Below are 17,585 nucleotides of genomic sequence, written 5' to 3'. Positions count from 1 at the left end.
ATACGACCGTCTAAAAAAATACAAGCGTGAAAAACATTTTAGGAGTATTTTGTCTATTAGGGAAAAATATTGGCGTTCCATGAGTAATCGAAACCAAAATATGGTAGAATTCAAACAAATCATTAAGACACAAGGAGAACCCCATGCCCAGTTTAGATAAAGACCGCGAAGGCATTGAACGCTCGATACAAGAATATGTCCCCGGGAAGCAAGTGACTCTTGCGCACGTGATCGCCAATCCAAAACACGACGTCTATGTCAAGCTTGGCCTCGAAGAAGACCGCAACGATGCCATCGGCATCCTGACCATCACACCAAGCGAGGCGTCCATTATCTCAGCGGATGTCGGCACCAAGGCTGCCGCCGTTCAAATCGGTTTTCTCGACCGATTCAGCGGTTCTCTCGTCATCACCGGGGCCATCAGCGATGTGAACTCTGCCGTTCGCGCTATCATTGAGTTCCTCAAGAACACTTTGGGATTCGACGTCCCCGATCATATCACCCACTCTTAATCGATGGCCAGTAATCGCAATCGTGTCGCTCTAATGGGCAGAATCAGAAGCGGCAAAACCACGTTGATGCAGTGTCTCCAGCAAAAGGAATTGAAATACGCCAAGACCCAGCAGGTTACCTACACCGATAATTTTATCGATACGCCGGGCGAATTCATCGAGATGTCCATTTTTTCCCATCAGGCCGTTTCCGTTTCATTGGACAGTGCCCTGATCATCATGGTCAGTTCCTGTGTGGACACCATGAACTCCATCCGTCCGAATTTTATTTCGTTCTTTAATGTCCCCGCAATCGGCGTTGTCACAAAAATCGATCGACGAGACGACGAAAAAGCCGATATCGCCCGAAGCCACCGCTATCTCGAATACGCCGGCATTAAAAAAGACAAAATTTTTGAAGTCTCCTCCTTTTCCGGGGAGGGCATTCCCGAACTCACCGAAGAGATTCATCGTTATCTCGATGTTAAAGACAATATTTTTCGTTAAACCTGGGCCCGGATATTCCGGGCTTTTTTAAGGAGTTTCCATGGCAAAAGAGCAAAAACAACCCGCAACGATCTCCTGGATCGGTCAATACCTGAAGAACCATCAACTTTTCCCTCAAAGCTGCACCCTAAGCGTCGAAGATTTGCGCAATGTTAAAGAAAGCGCCGAGGGTTTTATGAACGAACTTTTTCGGGTCAGCGGATCTAACGGCCATTCGGTTGTTGTTAAACGCGTCTGCGCCATTCCCATCAGCCGCACAGACAGCCCGGAAGATCGTGCTAAACCACCAATCGATCCCACCCGCATTCGCAACGAAAACGCCGTTTTAATTTTTTGGAATCAAGTCTCTCCCGGTATCTGTCCGGAGATTTATCTTTATGATGAGCCCTTAGGCATCACCGTAATGGAAGATCTGAGCGCGCTGAAAATGCTGCGCTACGAAAACAGTCGGATGCATCAATATCCAATGCTGGCTTCGCGGATGGGCAGTTTTTTTGCTCGAAATCTTTTCGACTCGTCTGCCCTCAACATGACGCGTTACCGCTTTGAAAAACTTTGCCACTATTTCGAAAACGGCGCCTACGACACCTTGTTTTTTTCCGTCTTTCAAAGCAACAGTGTCGTCACCTTGGAACGGCCGACGCAGCTTGAAGCGCTGCCTCTTCGCAAGCGCATTATCGGCAATCCGACCATCCAACAAAAAATCAAACGATTGGCCGACCGCTTTTTAAATGCCAAAGAATGTTTAATTCACACGGATATTCACGCGTCAAATATCATGGTTGATGCCGAACACATCAAAGTCATCGACACGGAATTCGCCGGCTTTGGCCCCATCGCCCAAGATCTTGGCCGCTTTACCGCATCCTTTGTTCTCAACTATCTCTCCTGGTATGGCGATAGACAGGCGGATCCCAAAGACGTTTCAGCCTTCCAGGCTTATTTGATCAACCAAATGATCGCTCTTTATGACAACTTTGATCAAACCTTCAGACAACTGGTCGAAGCCAATAAGGCAATCAATTATCCTCTGCAGCATCTGGATGTCGATCATTATCTCTTGGCGCATTTCAAAGAAGCATTGCTCTTCACGGCGATCAACGCCACTTCCCGTCTGCCGGATCCCGCTTTATGCCACGATCTGGAACGCCTTGGCGAAGATCGGCTCTACCCGACTTTGCTCATGCTGACTATTTTTGAAGGTCTATTCACCAATCGCATCGCACCGCCAAATATGGCCGCTTTCACCCATTATTTAAAAATGATGGCCGTGAATCATCCGCGATCCACTTTTCAACTCTAAACCGCATATTTACACTCGGTACCACACAAAAAACCCCGAAAGGCAACTGATATGTACCCTCTTTACTGGACATGAAAATGTACCAGTAAGGAGGGTGTTTTTATGCGATACAGTTATGAATTCAAGGGGAAATGCGTAGAAGTATGGGGACTAATGAGATAATCTCCTGTGATCTGTCAGTAAGCCCGAACATGGAACAGATTAAGCGAATGCTGACAAGAGCATTTAGAAAATTTCCTTCCGTAAAGGGTCTAATTTTGCACAGTGATCAGGGATGGCAATATCAGCAGGCTTTCTGTCGTAGCGAGCTGAAGAAACACGGTATTATCCAGTCTGTGTCAAGAAAAGGGAACTGCTATGATAACTGCATTATAGAGACATTCTTTGGCAGGCTTAAGAACGAAATGTATGATGGCTATGAAAAGGAATACCAATCGTTTGATTCCTTCTTCAAAGCAGTAAGGAGCTATATAAACTACTACAATAACGAACGGATCCAGAGCAAAACAAAATGGATGCCTCCTGTAAAATACAGGAGAACATCCATCTATTGCTAACCTAGGTTCCAATGATGTGTCCAGGATTTTGGGTACATATCAACTGCTTTCAAGGTCTTTTTTAAATGCCGATACCAACATATGATATGCCGGCTTCATCCATAATATTTTTTTCATCACTACTGCAAGTAAAGAGCAAAACCTGATCGTCTTCGCTCACCTGATTCAAAAATTGAATCGCCGCTTTCTTGCGAACATCGTCGTATTGAACAAAGGGATCGTCTAGAATAAAAGGCAAGTTTCTGCCACGATCTACAATATCCCGCACGCCAAATCGTAGTGCAAAATAAATTTGATCGATGGTCCCGCCGGATAATTGCTTCAGGTCAATCAATGCCCCGCTGCCCGGGCTCACCACCCGAATATTCAGCTGATCATCCACTTTGACTTCGTGATATTTGTGTGTGATTTTCCCCAAAATATCCCCAATCTTCTGATTGAGATCGCCGGCTCGCATATAGTGGCTTTCCTTTTGATATTGATTGAAAAAGGCTTCGGCCATATCGCAGGCCTTAAGTTCGGTTTCGTAGGCTTCAATCTGATCGTTGAGCGCCTCAATTTTTTCTTTCAATACCACCGGGGATTCGGTTTCCTCTGCGAGCGTCTGGTTCTCGCCTTCTAAACTCGCAATCTCCCGTTTGGCACTTTCCATCGATTGCGCTAATTTGCGATCTTCGGATCGGTCTGTCTCAAACAAATCCGACCGTTTGGGCATACGCACATAATCTTCACCGGACAAACTCTCGTATAGTTCCGCATTGGCCTGGCGTTTTGCCTGCAGATCCCGAATCTGCTCCTGAATGCCGGCACCGGCTCGGTAATCCTCGATTGAATCCAAGTCCAGCGGCGATAAAATCGCCTGAATCGCGGCCGTTTCCTGTTGTATCACATCACTGCAATCCGCCGCATCATCGGACAGCCGATCAATTTGATAGTGGAGATCCGTCACCTGTTTTTTCAACAACTTCTGTTCTTCAAAAGCATTTATCAAACGTTTCATGATTTTTTCAAATCCGGCGCGATGCCGCTGGCCATAAGTGGCCATGATTTGCGTTACCAGCCAGTCCACTTCATCTGTCTCAGAAGTTGTTTTCGGCTGTTGCGATATTCGATGCTCACTTGACGATGTCTGTCCCAATCGATGCACCAGCAAGAAGCCTCCGCCGGCCAGCATTCCGGCCAATCCCAACGCTGAAAGAAACACCTGCAACCCAAAACGGAGCATCGCATTAGGGTTTAACAAGGCGAGAACCAGCAATACGATTCCGACTAATACCACGCCGCCCCAAACGAAAGGACTAATTCCCAAAAGACCCTGACTACCGGCAAAAGTCTGGCCCGTTTTCCTTTCAGCCGCTTCATCTTCCGCTAAAGGCTGACCCATACACTGCCGATACAAAGCCCAGTCATCATTGACACTGGCCTCGTCAATGCCGCTCAGCTTTTGCGACAGCTGCGCCTCCCGGTGCGTTGCCCGTTCCAATTTATTTTTCGCGCCGGTTAATTCTTTTTGAATTGCGGTCTTCTTTCGCGCCAGATCTTCGCAATGCTTTGCCATCAATCGAAGCTGATCGTCTATTTCCGGTTTGTAGTAGGCCGTTTGTGCCGTTAAGGCATCAATCTGATTCTGAAGTTTTTTCCCTTCAGCCCGAACTGCTTCAACCTTTCTTCGCTGAGCGTCCACTGCCTGCTGCTCGCGATCACGCTTAGCCGTTTCCAGCTTGCCCTGTTTATCTGCCAATATCGCCAAATGATCCTGATACTGCAAAATTCGCTTTTGATTAGTCCGAATCCGCTGATACTTTTTCTGTGCGAGATCCAATGCTTCTTCATAGGTATCACGCTTGCGAACGGTCATCCCATAATTGGACTGACTTCGTCGGAAAGTACCGATGGACTCTTTTTTCTGCGCCAGATAATCCAATACACCCGTCACCGAAATATCACCGGACTGATCACCCGCCATGTTAACCAACCGGCTATTGATTTCCGCTGCAAGATCTTCATCAGAACGGGCTGCCATTTGTTTAAAATTAACCGTGTTATTATACACAGAAGAATTAACAGCGTTGTATCCTAGCGGTATATACTGCTTGGTTACTGGATCGTAAGGATAAGTCTCCGAAATATCTTCTCCGGTGATGTTGTCAAAAATGCGAACACCATCTCGCTCCTGCAAAAAATCCCGTTCAATGCGAACTTCACGCCCGGCATTATCTTCGATAATGATAGAACCGTAATATTTATCACTGTGCAACGGCCGATAGCGTTCGTAATCATCACTATACGTCCGGCGTTTGCGATAGGGTTTGTAGAAGCCAAAAAACATCCCCTCGATAAAGGCTTGAATCGTTGATTTTCCCGCTTCATTGGGCCCGAAAATCAAATTAAAGCCATCCAACACTTCGATGGTTGTGTTTTTAAATCTACCGAAAGCATGCAGATTCAGCGTTTTAATTTTCATGGTTGCCTCCGTGCTGCAGCAGCCCTTCAACCCCATAGTAAAGAGCTTTTTTCGCAACGGGATCCGTCCCATTGCGCCGCATTTCCTGAATGAAACGGCCGATAATATTATCAGCATTTTCTTCCAGCAAACGGTCGATATCAAGATCCGGCTCTAAAGCGCTCCCATCCAATTCCAAATAATAAAAAAGATGGGACAGCTCTTCCTGCAACCATTCGAGTGAAAGATCCACATTGTGATAACCCTCCAGCTTAAGCCGATAAAAATGACGCATCCGCGCAGGTTCCTTATCGACGCCGGTGCAAATGCGCCGCAAATCATCCAATGTCATTCCCGGCTCAACGCCAATGATCCGCGTGATAAACCGCCGCTTCTGCGTCAAGACATTTTGTGTCTGCAGATGATGCCGATCAATTTGCCCAACGACAATGCCGCAATCGCCGCCATCTTTAAAAGCCAAAGGTTCGGGACAACCGCAATAAGCCGCGCGCTTGTTTAAAAAAGTGCCTTTGTGAATATGTCCCAACGCCACGTAATCAAAATAATCAAACAGGCTGAGATCGATCGGCATAAACGGACTTTGAACATTGAGAGCATCTCCATGCAAGACCAAAATATTATTATCCGCTTCTCGGACTGGCAAATGGCCGGCATCAAACGGCATTTGCTTATAGGTGTCGCGCGTCCACCCAAGCCCGTAAATATGGGTCTGTGTGTCTTCAAAATACACGTCTTCCATCTTTCCGCTTTTAAAAATCGTGACGTTCTCCGGCCAGGACACCAAGCCATAAAGGCTCGCCGGACTATAATAATCGTGATTACCCGGGCAAATGATCACCTTCGACACGGTGAGCCGGCTCAGTCGTTCCGAAACCATTTTTAATAATTTGATGTCCGTCTCTAGCGAATCAAAAAGATCGCCGCTGATAATCAGATAATGAATATGATTTTTTTCGGCCGTTTGAATGATTTTATCAAAAGTTTTCCAGAGCTCCATGCGTCGTCTTTCACCAAGTCCCGGATCACCGCTTTTAAAATGAAACTGGCGCCCTAAATGAATATCTCCCGTATGGATAAAGGATATTTTCATCAGTCATCCTTTCCTTATCACTTAAAGTGTTGATTATGCCGTCCATTTAAATGCCTCTCATCAAATGTTCAGCCCTCTCATTTTTTAGTGCTTTTTATTATAACATAGCTTTTTTTCTTTAGCAGAATTGGAAACTTTTATTTACAGAAGATTTTTTAATCGATTTTGAAAAAAATCGGTTTTTTAATTGCATATTTTTGCCGAACTTCTTGACAATTGTATATGTGAACGCTAATATAAATCCAACGTATTGACAGGGAGTAGTAAATTTCCTCCAAACATCCAGAAAGCCGCTGGCCGATGTGAAGCGGTTGTGAAAGGAATTTGAACTGGCCCTCGAGCGGTAAGCTGAACGTTTTAATCATTAGGCAAGCCGGATCCCATCCGTTATCCTGGGAGGATATAATCTTAGCAATGCTTGTTAAGCCGTATCCGATAATGAGGCAACGAACACGCAATCAATATTCGTTGCGAAATAGAGTGGTACCGCGAAACCGCATCCCAATGATGTGTCCTCGCCTCTATGCATTTGGCATGGAGGCGTTTTTTAATGGCTCCACCCACCCACTTATCTATCAGGAGGAACCCAAAATGATGAATTACAAAAAATACCGCCGCCAATATTTTATGCCCCCGGAACCGTCCAATGACTGGGTTGCCAAGGAATACATCGATCACGCGCCTATCTGGTGTTCCGTCGACTTGCGCGATGGCAATCAGGCGCTGATCATCCCGATGAGCCTCGAAGAAAAACTAGACTATTTCAATTACTTAGTGAAGGTCGGCTTTAAAGAAATCGAAGTCGGCTTTCCCGCCGCTTCAGAAACGGAATACGAATTTTTGCGCGCGCTGATCGAACGGGACATGATCCCCGACGACGTGACCGTTCAGGTGCTGACCCAGGCCAGGGAGCATATCATCAAGAAGACTTTTGAAGCTTTGGATGGCTGCAAAAGGGCCATTGTCCACCTCTACAACTCCACTTCTAAGGCTCAGCGCGAACAGGTTTTTCGCAAACCGAAGGACGAAATTTTAAAAATTGCTGTCGATGGGGCCGAGCTCCTCGATCGTCTGGCCAAGGAAACCAACGGCAATTTTCAATTTGAATACTCCCCGGAAAGTTTCACCGGCACAGAAATTGATTACGCCCTCGACGTGTGCAACGCCGTGCTCGATGTATGGCAGCCCACTCCCGATAACAAGGTCATCATCAACCTCCCGGTTACCGTTCAATTATCGATGCCCCATGTTTATGCCAGTCAGATTGAATACATGAGCAAACACCTCAAACACCGCGACAACGTTTTGCTTTCGCTTCACCCGCACAACGACCGAGGCTGCGGAGTTGCCGATACGGAATTAGGCCTTCTCGCCGGCGCTGACCGCGTCGAAGGGACGCTTTTCGGCAATGGGGAACGCACCGGAAATGTCGATGTGATTACCCTGGCGCTCAATATGTACACCCACGGGGTCGATCCCAAACTTGACTTCAGCAATCTACCGGAACTGGCCGAAGCCTACGAACGCGATACCCGCATGCATGTTTATGAACGCCAGCCTTATTCCGGACAATTGGTTTTTGCCGCCTTCTCCGGCTCTCATCAGGATGCCATTGCCAAGGGCATGCATCTGCGGGAAGAAGACCATAAAAACACCTGGGACGTCCCCTATCTCGCCATTGACCCCACGGATATCGGCCGCAGGTACGAAAAAGATGTCATTCGCATCAATTCCCAGTCCGGCAAAGGCGGCATCGGCTATGTGCTCGAACAGAAATACGGTTTTAATCTGCCGAAAAAAATGCGCGAAAACTTTGGATATGCGGTCAAAGACGTTTCGGACCATGCCCATAAGGAGCTCATACCGGACGAGATCTATCAAATCTTTATGGACACCTATGTTAATAAAGAAGATTACTTTGGCATTCCAAAAGCACATTTCGAACAGTTGGAGGACGGACGGATTCGTGCTCATTTAACCATCAATAATGAGGGGGATATCGGTGACTATGAGGAAGACGGAAACGGCCGTATCGACGCGGTGTTCAACACGGTCATCCGCCATATCCATACCCCCATCGTCGACCTGGCCTACAGCGAACACGCATTGGAAAGCGGTTCAAAGGCTCGGGCAGTGGCTTATATCGGCTTGACCCTTGGCGACGGGCGCATTGTGTGGGGGGCCGGCATTGATAACGATATTATCGTCGCGTCGATCAAAGGACTTGTCTCCGCCATCAACCAAATTGGCCCTGAAAAGGCTTAGCAATTACAAAACTATGACAAATAAAAATCACCAGCTCACATTGATCTGGTGGTTTTTATTTTTTGTCTTTAAAATTGCAATTGTAATTGCGTGAGCAATGTCTCATTGGCATTGAAAATATCGACCCGATAACAATCCGGAGCGATCTCCCGATCCTTCACGGTAACCACATCTCCATAGAGGGCCTGTTCTTTAAAGACGATGTCCAGCGTCTTTAACGTTCTGGATTGAAGCACCGCAGCCGGCAAACACGTCAACGCCCAGGCCAAATAGCACACATTGTTGACGTGACCGTTATAGTCAATATCCAAATAGCGCACGCTAAACTGACGCACATTTTCCCAATCTTTGATTCTCGCCAACCGCGGCATTTTAAACCTTGGCCCCTGATCTTCCACATCATAAACCGCATTGATCGGCACTTCATTAACGCGGACAATGTGATTCTGCCGACGGTCCACCATCATCCAATGAGACCGGCCATCCACCATGCGCTCCCCCGATTGATTTTTCAAAAAAAATCCGCGGTGAGCCGTAAACCCTTTAAAAGCCGAGGCCCAAGTCCCCAGCTGCAACTGATCCAGAAACCGGGGCATCTGCCAAAAATCGACATGATACTTTACGACGATCCATGTCAGATCCAACGCGCTGAGCTCGTAAGGCCCGGCTTTTAAAGACGCGCTGTGCTCCAGCGAAATCTGCTGAAAATAATTCATCACGGCAACCGGCGACAAATGATGATCCTCCAGGCAGTCGTATGTCGCAATGGCCTGCGGCCTCTCAAAAATCTTTCCCATAAGCCACCCTGTTATTCGGCCGCAATGCGACGTCCCGGGAGTGCCGGTCCGTCGTATTGTGCAAGCCACGCATCGCCCTTCTGCAAACCCAATTGTATCGCAACTTTGCTTTCGATTCGATATTCTGCCGCCAGTGCCAGGTTTGTTTCAAGAAAACTCATCTCCTTGATGGATGCATTCAATTTAGCGGCATGGGTCGTTTCCGGGTGGGTTACACGACGTCTCATTGTTTTAAGCATTTTCTGTCGGCCTAACGACAAGCGATCGTCCATCTCCAGCATTTCGTCAATTAATTCAAGGGACCAGGTTTTAAAACCAACTGCTTCTCCATCCCGGCTCAGCATTAAATCACCGCAAAATCCGCGTTCGGCTGCTAGATTTTCATTGTGAAAGGCTTCTACCTGAACGGCTGCAAAATCCGTATTCGATTCTGGCTTTAGCAAACAATACAGCATCATTTGATGCATGAGTTGCATATCAATCAGGCTGATGCCGCATTTATCAAAAGGATTGAGATCCATCGTGCGCATTTCGATATAGTCGATCCCGTCCTTTGCCAGCGAATGCAGCCAGTCTTTGGGATCCTTGGGTTTCAGGCGCACCTGCGCATACAATTCCTTCGGCTGAGAAAGTTTTCCCTCCTGCACAAATGCGGCCACATCATCCGCAAAATGTACACAGCTATCGTAACGCGGATACAGCGGATCAATATTTTTATAGCCGGTGGTCCCGTTGCGATAACTGGGACCTGCCTCGCTGAAATACCCTTGGGCACCGTCTTGGTTGGGCATGAGCCGCAGACACTCCTTTGCGAAAGTCGCATGGGCAGCCGAGGTGGCACCGCTCAGATAGATTATCAACCAACGATAACGCAGATAATTTCGAGCTATTTTTAAATAAAGTTCATCTTTAAACGCTTGATAAGAAAGTGAACTCTCCTTTTGTTTTGAGTTACGATACAACGTCTTAACCGTTTCTTCCGCCAAAGAATAATTGAAGTGAATCCCCGAAAGCATTTGTTTCTGGGCACCGTATTTTTGGGCCAAGCCCCGGCGATAAAGCATTGAAGCTTCCGCATCGGGGGCTCCTTCATAATGCGCAATGGGAATTTGATCTAACGGCGGCAAAACACAAGGCATTGAATTGGGCCAAAAGAACTCGTCCCAGGGCAACGCAGTTTCCACCAAGTCCGTCAAATGGGATAAAAGCTGATAAGTTTTTTCAACACTGCTTAACGCCGGTGTGACAATTTCAATTTGACTTTCCGAAAAATCCGTTGTGATCAACGGATTGGTTAATTTATTGCCAAAAATAGCGGGGTGCGATGTCAAGGCCAATGCCCCGTCTGCTTTCATCCGCAGTCCCTCGCGCTCAATGCCAAAAGAGCCGGCCAGTAAAGCTTCGGGAGATACGGCACGTTGAATATTCTCAATTGTAAAATAATCTTTCATCATTAATGATCATCTCTTTCAAATCATACCTATCATTTTGATTGGTATAATTCGCCTGAAAAAAGCTGCCAAAGGCAGCTTTCTCATTATATCGCGGAAACTTTTTTACACCCAAATCTCTTTTGCTTTGGTGTTGTCCCAATACTGATCGATATCGGTATAAACATATTCGATCACATCGTCGCCTTCGGCCTGCATCAAACGCGCATTTGAAGGATCCGGAATGGTTTCACGATCCTGAGACTTTTTAACATAGTAACGCCCCAGCACTTCTTTAGCTTTTTCAGCCACACTTTCCTTGTCCTCTTCAGAAAAGGCAGGTACTTCCGGCAAATCCGGGAAGTGGCAAGTTACCTTTCCATCTTCAGTGTGATAAACAGCTGGATATATTTTAAGCATTTTCTCTCCTTCTTACTTCCGTCAGCCAAAATAGGCTCACGCCAAAATCTGATGGCTTTTTTCAAGAGCGGCTGCGATCACAGCATCCATGTCGTAATATTTATATTCACCCAGTCGGCCGCCGAAAACCACATGCGCTTCTTTCTCGGCCAGTTTGCGGTACGCTTCATAAAGGGCGTTGTTCCTTTCGTCATTCACGGGATAATACGGTTCATCGCCCGGTTGCCATTCCGAAGAGTATTCCCGGCTGATGACCGTTTTCCCCGGATCGGATTTGCCAAACTCAAACCACTTGTGTTCGATAATCCGCGTCCAGGGCGTTTCGCGATCGGTGTAATTAACCGCCGCATTGCCCTGAAAATTATCTATATTGAGTTCTTCCGTTTCAAAACGCACCGAACGGTATTCCAAATGCCCGAGTTTAAAGCCGAAATAGGCATCGATGGCGCCCGTGTAAATCACTTGATCGGCCATCCCATCCCAACGGGCCTTATCATCAAAATAATCCTGCTCCAACTGCACATCAATGCCATCAAGGATGTTTGCAACCATCTGCGTATATCCGCCAATCGGAATCCCTTGATACAAAGCATTAAAATAATTATTATCAAAAGTCAAGCGAACCGGCAGCCGCTTGATGATAAAGCTCGGCAGCTCTGTGCAGGGCCTGCCCCATTGTTTTTCGGTATAGCCCTTGATGAGCTTTTCATAAATATCGATCCCGACCAGGCTGATCGCCTGTTCTTCCAGGCTCTTCGGTTCGGCAATGCCGGCTTCTTTTCTCTGTTCGGCGATTTTATCCGCCGCTTCCTGCGGCGTCACCACGCCCCACATTTTATTAAAAGTGTACATATTAAAGGGCAGCGAATAAAGCTCTCCTTTGTAATTGGCCACCGGCGAATTGGTAAAGCGGTTGAATGTCGCAAAGTGACTGACATATTGCCATACTGTTTTGTTGTTGGTATGGAAGATGTGCGCGCCATAACGATGCACCTGAATGCCGGCCACTGCCTCTGTATAAACATTGCCTGCGATATGCGACCGTCTGTCGATCACCAGAACCGATTTCCCCGCTTTTTTCGCTTCCTGCGCAAAAACAGCGCCGTAAAGGCCTGCGCCAACCACTAGATAATCATATTTCATTGGTTTGATCCTCACTCAATATTCTAAAATTAACGCCATTATTATAGCACAGAACGATGAGCGATGCCATTAAATCGTCAAGAGCGCTGCGAAACACCAAATGATCAAAGCGACGGCCGCCAGCGCGACCAGCACTCGCAATAAGCAGCCCGCAATTTTCAGTTCTATGCGGATGGCTACAAGCAGAATAATCGCTGATAATATAAATGAAAGAAGATTTTGCATTCAATCGCCTCCTTTTGTTCTCATAATCTATTAACGTTTCGGCACCACGGTTCCACCATCCTTCACAATGTGATCTGCCGGAATCACCCCGCGCAGAGAAACCGTAGGATAAATATTCGTGCGCGGTCCGATAATCGTCCCCGGATTTAACACGGCATTACAGCCCACTTCAACCCAATCGCCCACCATTGCGCCAATTTTCCGCAGACCGGTTTCCAATTCGCCCTCTGCTGTTTTGATCATAATATTTTGTCGATCTGCTTTGACATTAGACGTGATGGAACCGGCCCCCATGTGGGCGTGAAAGCCCAGGATACTGTCGCCCACATAATTATAGTGCGGTGTTTCTACGTTATCAAACAATATCACATTTTTGAGCTCCGCCGAATTGCCGATCACGCAATCCTCGCCCACCAGTGCCGAACCGCGGATAAAAGCCCCGTGACGCACCTGCGTGCGCGGTCCGATGATGCAGGGGGGGGCCAGAAATGCAGACGGCATCACTTCCGCTGTTTTATGCACCCAAACGTGTTCTGCACGTTCCTCATACAATTCGGGGTTCAAATTTTTTCCCGTCGCCATAATCCAATCGGAAAGATCGGCCAAAGCCTCCCAAGGATAAGTCAGTCGTTCGAGGAAATCTTTTGCCATGGAATGCTCTAAATCAAACAAATCTTGAATTTTAATCATGATTGCTCCTTATCCCTTCGGTAGTGTCGTGTGTGACCCGGCCGCCCATTCTTTGCGTTTTCATTCGGTGCAGCACGGTCGACATTGAAAAGGCCAGTCGATGATTTTGTCCGTTGCCGCTTTAAAATATCTTTGGCAATGCGCGCCGCCTGATCATCCATTTGCTTCGCTCGCCGGACCTCATTCGCGTTGCCGCTTGAAGCAGACGTCCACCCCTCCGCTTCAGATTTCGCCCGCTCACGGGCCTGTTTCCTGGCCCTTTCAACGGCGGCTTTCTGTTCTTTTCCAGGGCTTGCACCATATTGATTGACCGCTGCATTAATTTGATCAACCGGTATGTAGCGCGTGTGGGCTGTTAATAAATCCCGTTCCTCGCTGGAAGCAAAAAGGGCCACGCCCAGCGCCATCCAGAACGTATTAAAATGCAATCTCATTAAATTTCGATCGATCATAGCATTCAACGCCATAAAGGTCAGCACGATCAGCAAATAGTATTCTTTTTGTTTCCAGATCTTCCAATAACCCCAGATCAGCACACCTTCGAAGGCTACACAAAGCAAAATCCCGTATTCCTGAAGTACCTGCAAATAAGCACTATCGATATAATTATACGTCGGACTGCTGGAACCCCCGGCAGTTGACATCGGGAAAGGCCTGGGAAACCATTTAATGCCCCGCGTTACGATTGACACGTGTCCTAATCGCAAACGTCCTGAAAGCCAGCCGTTAAGCGTGGCTAGCCAATGCACATTAGGGTCGTAAATATACGCCAGATAAATGCTCAGCACGCCGAAAATCAACGTCGAAAAAACCATTATCCAGCCAAGCACATGCATATTTTCCAACAGCGATGACCGATGCTGCAACAAAAGCACTGTTGCCAGGGCAATACATACCAAAATGAATGGATTGCGCGAATCGGTAAAAATAAAAAGGAGGATATTGACCGCCAGCAATGTAATCAATGCCGCCTTCCCCAGCGAATCGCGTTTTAAATACACCAGCAGCGCCGTAATATTAAACAATAAAGTTGGCGGCAATGACGGATAGGTAAAGCCCAAAAAATAACGGGTTCGGTCCGGATAGCCCATGACGTCGTTGGGAATCACTTTGAGCAAACTGCAAAAAATGACCAACCCCAGCATGATCGACGAAATCACAATCGTCATTTTGACAATTTTTTGAAACTCAATATCCCTCGCACTCAAAATAAAAGCAACAATCCAAGTGATCGGATTGGTGACCACATCGCCAATTGAAAAATTAATCCAGGCCAAAATGCCAAAGGACAAACAAATCCCTAATCTTTCCTGATAAGCATAGGTTTGATTCAAAAACGCTTTTAACATTAACAATAAAATAGCCAATGTCAAGAGCTTGTTAATGGGCCAATTGGGAAAAGTGGAGACAAACCGCGAATTATTAAGAATCGAAATCACCAGATAAAGGCCGTATGCCACATAGAATAAATAATCGTTAATATCATGATTGAGCCAATGAATTGCTTTTTCCTTCATGTCGGATATTTTTTATGCCCCCTTTTATGTTTCTCAAAAATTAAAGCGATCTATCCCAAAAGATTTAAGATCGCTTTGTTATACAACGTCCATTTAAAATTGTATAGCCACTACCATTTTTTGACAAAAGCCGTCAATGATTCGATGGCGTGCACCTTTGTCTTCTTGCCATTTTGAATTTTGTAATAAGTCGGTGCTCCGTCTTGATTGTTTACCAGCACAGCTTTGGCAATGCTACTGTATTGAATGCCCGTACATTCGTCCTCATCAGACGGCACATCTCCAACCATTTTAAAGATAAATGTCACAACCGGATCGGTTTTCCCTTTCTCGGTGACGGTAATGGTCGCTTGATGGGATGCCGACGCTTTGGCTTTGCTCACCGAAAACGTATCCGTGTTGAGAACCGATAGATTTTGTTTTACTTCCTTTGCCAACTGACTTTCTGCCACAGAGCCTTGGAACTGCAAAAAAATATTTTGATACAACGTATTCGTGTAATAATTTTGAGCTGACGTCGTTGATGCACTCTGTGCGGATGCCGTTTTTTCAGACGTCTTTTCTCCTGTTGAACGATTTTTCTGTTGTCGCGGCTGACTGCCGCAAGCGCTGAGCAAACCAATGTATACCATCGTTATCGCTAATGCAAAACCTAATCTTCTATGCTTTTTTAACATCAACAACCTCCATTCATTAAGCTTCCGAATCCGAATAGCCCCGGGGATTTTTCTTCTGCCAGTGCCAGGAATCACGACACATATCCTCCAAAGATCTTTTCGCTTCCCATCCTAAAATCGTTTTAGTTTTATCCACATTGGCCCAACATGCCGGCAAATCGCCAGCCCGTCGTTCTCCGATCTGATAGGGCACGTGAATTCCGTTTGCCTGTTCAAACGTTTTGACCATTTCCAAAACCGAATAGGGCTTGCCGGTTCCAAGATTAAAGATTTCAACCCCATGATGTTTCGCTGCGTACACCACCGCCTTGACATGGCCGTCTGCCAAGTCCATCACATGAATGTAGTCTCGGGTGCAGGTGCCGTCCGGGGTTTCATAGTCATCGCCAAAAATGGTCAGGCATTCACGACGTCCCACCGCCACCTGGGAAACATAGGGCATCAAATTATTGGGAATACCCTGAGGATCCTCCCCGATTTCACCGGAAGGGTGGGCCCCAATGGGATTAAAGTAGCGCAGCAAAACCACCGATAACGCCGAATCAGCCACCGCCGCATCCTGCAAAATTTGCTCCATCATGGCTTTGGTCCATCCATAAGGATTAGAGCAACGTCCCCGGGGCATGGTTTCTTCATAGGGCACTGGGTTTTCTTCACCATAAACGGTTGCCGACGACGAAAATACTATTTGATGCACATCGGCCTCTTGCATGCATTCCAATAACGTTAAAGTTGTATCGATATTATTGCGATAATACGCAACCGGTTTGACGACTGATTCGCCAACAGCCTTTAGCCCGGCAAAATGAATCACACAGTCAACCGTGTTTTCTTTTAGGGCCTGGCGCACCACCGCATGATTTTTAACGTCCCCCTGATAAAGGACTATCTTTTTCCCGGTGAGTTTCTCCACCCGTTTAATCGCCTCGGGACTGCTGTTGCAAAAGTTATCGATCACCACGACCTGATGGCCTGCGTTCAAAAGCTGGACTGCCGTGTGAGAACCAATATATCCTGCGCCCCCGGCTAATAAAATTACCACGTCATTGCCTCCGTCTTTTTAAATTCGTATTATTTTCAAATAGTATAAATGAAAAAACTGTCACTTTTCTTATTTTTAAACTGCTTTTCATGCCGTACGCTTTGATTGCCGCCCCATTTTTTTCTTTCTGCCGTGCCAAGGCATCAGGACACGATACAGCATATATCCTAACAAAGCCCCAACGGTATTATTAAACAAATCGTCATATTCAAACAGGCCACATTTAAAGAGCCATTGCATCCCCTCAATGCCAAGCGAGCAGACAAATCCGAAGAGTACGGCCAGCACCACACCCCGTTTGCCGCGAACCAAGGGAAACATAAATCCCACGGGCGCAAGCATCAACATGTTAAGCAACACTTCTTTCACATAGTGCCAGCTGTGATCCACCAAGATTTTTCGGTATTCCCATAAAAAATCCGTATTCACATGTGCCACCGCGTCCGATGTTCGCGTAAAAACCGTAGAACCAAACATCAGATATAAATAAATCACAAAAAAGATAGCCGCCAGACCCTGGCCAAAAGTAATTTTCTTTCGATGATGCAAGACGATCAGAACAATCAATGTGACGATCAGAATAATCATTCCCAAGCCGATCGTGCCGGGTGTCCAATTGGGCCGATATCCCTCCCAAATATCTCCAGCTAAATCGCTCATATCCGTCTGATAAATCTTTGCTGAAAGGGTCAACAACGCCCGGTTGAGCCATCGGGCAAGGGTCAAAAATACATTTACCAAAACGCTTCACACTCCGTGATTGATTTATGACAAATTATACCCTGATTTCATTAAATGTTTCCAAAGTGACCATATTCTCTCTCTCAACCTATCCATCAAAACCTGCCAAGAAAAGTCAAGCAAAAATCTGACTCTTAATAGCAGGTTTTCTTTCATCACAAAATGGCCGGAGTTATCCCCGACCTAATTAGTATTTATCCTGAATCGAGTTATTCTCTATACACCT

At 46.5% G+C, this 17,585-nt stretch carries 17 protein-coding genes; 5 read left to right on the top strand and 12 right to left on the bottom strand.

Going from position 1 to position 17,585, the window contains the following annotated elements; genetic code table 11:
- The first annotated feature begins 143 nt into the window (after positions 1–143).
- The 4 genes from V3C63_RS10350 (at position 144) to V3C63_RS11865 (ending at position 2,858) form a co-directional block, all read left to right on the top strand.
- Complete coding sequence (locus V3C63_RS10350) at positions 144–512, top strand: BMC domain-containing protein (protein ID WP_329887763.1); 369 nt, start codon at positions 144–146, stop codon at positions 510–512.
- Positions 513–515: 3 nt separating this feature from the next.
- Positions 516–998, top strand: a complete 483-nt coding sequence (locus V3C63_RS10345) for a EutP/PduV family microcompartment system protein (RefSeq protein WP_329887761.1) — start codon at positions 516–518, stop codon at positions 996–998.
- A 40-nt stretch (positions 999–1,038) separates the two neighbouring features.
- The gene (locus tag V3C63_RS10340; RefSeq protein ID WP_329887759.1) at positions 1,039–2,301 is read left to right on the top strand and encodes a phosphotransferase; all 1,263 of its coding nucleotides are present in this window, start codon (positions 1,039–1,041) and stop codon (positions 2,299–2,301) included.
- 131 nt (positions 2,302–2,432) lie between these two features.
- Positions 2,433–2,858, top strand: a complete 426-nt coding sequence (locus V3C63_RS11865; protein ID WP_425355384.1) for an IS3 family transposase — start codon at positions 2,433–2,435, stop codon at positions 2,856–2,858.
- Positions 2,859–2,919: 61 nt separating this feature from the next.
- Here V3C63_RS11865 and V3C63_RS10335 read toward each other — a convergent pair whose 3' ends face one another.
- Both V3C63_RS10335 and V3C63_RS10330 read right to left on the bottom strand, forming a co-directional pair.
- A complete protein-coding gene (locus tag V3C63_RS10335; RefSeq protein ID WP_329887757.1) occupies positions 2,920–5,322 on the bottom strand; it encodes an ATP-binding protein in 2,403 nt (800 codons plus the stop codon).
- A complete protein-coding gene (locus tag V3C63_RS10330; RefSeq protein WP_329887755.1) occupies positions 5,312–6,412 on the bottom strand; it encodes a metallophosphoesterase family protein in 1,101 nt (366 codons plus the stop codon). Before V3C63_RS10330 ends, V3C63_RS10335 begins: the two co-directional genes overlap by 11 nt.
- Positions 6,413–7,003: 591 nt before the next feature.
- Here V3C63_RS10330 and V3C63_RS10325 point away from each other — a divergent pair.
- Positions 7,004–8,677 carry a 2-isopropylmalate synthase gene (locus V3C63_RS10325; RefSeq protein ID WP_329887753.1) on the top strand — a complete coding sequence of 558 codons (1,674 nt, stop codon included), beginning with the start codon at positions 7,004–7,006 and terminating at the stop codon, positions 8,675–8,677.
- Between the two features lie 68 nt (positions 8,678–8,745).
- On the opposite strand, the gene V3C63_RS10320 is transcribed toward V3C63_RS10325, so the two are convergent.
- From V3C63_RS10320 to V3C63_RS10275, 10 genes are all read right to left on the bottom strand, one after another.
- Positions 8,746–9,474 carry an acyl-[acyl-carrier-protein] thioesterase gene (locus V3C63_RS10320; protein ID WP_329887751.1) on the bottom strand — a complete coding sequence of 243 codons (729 nt, stop codon included), beginning with the start codon at positions 9,472–9,474 and terminating at the stop codon, positions 8,746–8,748.
- Positions 9,475–9,485: 11 nt separating this feature from the next.
- Positions 9,486–10,928, bottom strand: a complete 1,443-nt coding sequence (locus V3C63_RS10315; RefSeq protein ID WP_329887749.1) for a hypothetical protein — start codon at positions 10,926–10,928, stop codon at positions 9,486–9,488.
- Between the two features lie 102 nt (positions 10,929–11,030).
- On the bottom strand, positions 11,031–11,324 hold the full coding sequence (locus tag V3C63_RS10310) for a type II toxin-antitoxin system HicB family antitoxin (protein WP_329887748.1): 294 nt from the start codon (positions 11,322–11,324) through the stop codon (positions 11,031–11,033).
- A gap of 36 nt (positions 11,325–11,360) precedes the next feature.
- On the bottom strand, positions 11,361–12,467 hold the full coding sequence (gene glf / locus V3C63_RS10305; RefSeq protein ID WP_329887747.1) for a UDP-galactopyranose mutase: 1,107 nt from the start codon (positions 12,465–12,467) through the stop codon (positions 11,361–11,363).
- Positions 12,457–12,696 carry a hypothetical protein gene (locus V3C63_RS10300; RefSeq protein ID WP_329887745.1) on the bottom strand — a complete coding sequence of 80 codons (240 nt, stop codon included), beginning with the start codon at positions 12,694–12,696 and terminating at the stop codon, positions 12,457–12,459. Before V3C63_RS10300 ends, glf begins: the two co-directional genes overlap by 11 nt.
- Before the next feature lie 26 nt (positions 12,697–12,722).
- Positions 12,723–13,382 carry an LbetaH domain-containing protein gene (locus tag V3C63_RS10295; RefSeq protein ID WP_329887744.1) on the bottom strand — a complete coding sequence of 220 codons (660 nt, stop codon included), beginning with the start codon at positions 13,380–13,382 and terminating at the stop codon, positions 12,723–12,725.
- On the bottom strand, positions 13,379–14,899 hold the full coding sequence (locus V3C63_RS10290) for an O-antigen ligase family protein (protein ID WP_329887743.1): 1,521 nt from the start codon (positions 14,897–14,899) through the stop codon (positions 13,379–13,381). Before V3C63_RS10290 ends, V3C63_RS10295 begins: the two co-directional genes overlap by 4 nt.
- A 110-nt stretch (positions 14,900–15,009) precedes the next feature.
- Complete coding sequence (locus tag V3C63_RS10285) at positions 15,010–15,579, bottom strand: hypothetical protein (protein WP_329887741.1); 570 nt, start codon at positions 15,577–15,579, stop codon at positions 15,010–15,012.
- 13 nt (positions 15,580–15,592) lie between these two features.
- Positions 15,593–16,618 carry a UDP-glucose 4-epimerase GalE gene (gene galE / locus V3C63_RS10280; protein WP_329887739.1) on the bottom strand — a complete coding sequence of 342 codons (1,026 nt, stop codon included), beginning with the start codon at positions 16,616–16,618 and terminating at the stop codon, positions 15,593–15,595.
- Positions 16,619–16,705: 87 nt separating this feature from the next.
- The gene (locus tag V3C63_RS10275; protein WP_329887738.1) at positions 16,706–17,359 is read right to left on the bottom strand and encodes a VanZ family protein; all 654 of its coding nucleotides are present in this window, start codon (positions 17,357–17,359) and stop codon (positions 16,706–16,708) included.
- Positions 17,360–17,585: the final 226 nt, after the last annotated feature.

Source organism: Pseudoramibacter faecis, from assembly GCF_036289405.1.
In the GTDB taxonomy this organism is placed as follows: domain Bacteria; phylum Bacillota; class Clostridia; order Eubacteriales; family Eubacteriaceae; genus Pseudoramibacter; species Pseudoramibacter faecis.
This window is presented reverse-complemented; position numbering and strand designations above follow the sequence as displayed.

What these genes read in the sequence shown, in the direction of transcription:
- glf (WP_329887747.1), bottom strand. Translation starts at nt 12,467, where the DNA reads ATGAAATATGATTATCTAGTGGTTGGCGCAGGCCTTTACGGCGCTGTT.
- V3C63_RS10290 (WP_329887743.1), bottom strand. Translation starts at nt 14,899, where the DNA reads ATGAAGGAAAAAGCAATTCATTGGCTCAATCATGATATTAACGATTAT.
- V3C63_RS10325 (WP_329887753.1), top strand. Translation starts at nt 7,004, where the DNA reads ATGATGAATTACAAAAAATACCGCCGCCAATATTTTATGCCCCCGGAA.
- V3C63_RS10330 (WP_329887755.1), bottom strand. Translation starts at nt 6,412, where the DNA reads ATGAAAATATCCTTTATCCATACGGGAGATATTCATTTAGGGCGCCAG.
- V3C63_RS10350 (WP_329887763.1), top strand. Translation starts at nt 144, where the DNA reads ATGCCCAGTTTAGATAAAGACCGCGAAGGCATTGAACGCTCGATACAA.
- V3C63_RS10340 (WP_329887759.1), top strand. Translation starts at nt 1,039, where the DNA reads ATGGCAAAAGAGCAAAAACAACCCGCAACGATCTCCTGGATCGGTCAA.
- V3C63_RS11865 (WP_425355384.1), top strand. Translation starts at nt 2,433, where the DNA reads ATGCGTAGAAGTATGGGGACTAATGAGATAATCTCCTGTGATCTGTCA.
- V3C63_RS10320 (WP_329887751.1), bottom strand. Translation starts at nt 9,474, where the DNA reads ATGGGAAAGATTTTTGAGAGGCCGCAGGCCATTGCGACATACGACTGC.
- V3C63_RS10295 (WP_329887744.1), bottom strand. Translation starts at nt 13,382, where the DNA reads ATGATTAAAATTCAAGATTTGTTTGATTTAGAGCATTCCATGGCAAAA.
- V3C63_RS10345 (WP_329887761.1), top strand. Translation starts at nt 516, where the DNA reads ATGGCCAGTAATCGCAATCGTGTCGCTCTAATGGGCAGAATCAGAAGC.
- V3C63_RS10335 (WP_329887757.1), bottom strand. Translation starts at nt 5,322, where the DNA reads ATGAAAATTAAAACGCTGAATCTGCATGCTTTCGGTAGATTTAAAAAC.
- V3C63_RS10315 (WP_329887749.1), bottom strand. Translation starts at nt 10,928, where the DNA reads ATGATGAAAGATTATTTTACAATTGAGAATATTCAACGTGCCGTATCT.
- V3C63_RS10310 (WP_329887748.1), bottom strand. Translation starts at nt 11,324, where the DNA reads ATGCTTAAAATATATCCAGCTGTTTATCACACTGAAGATGGAAAGGTA.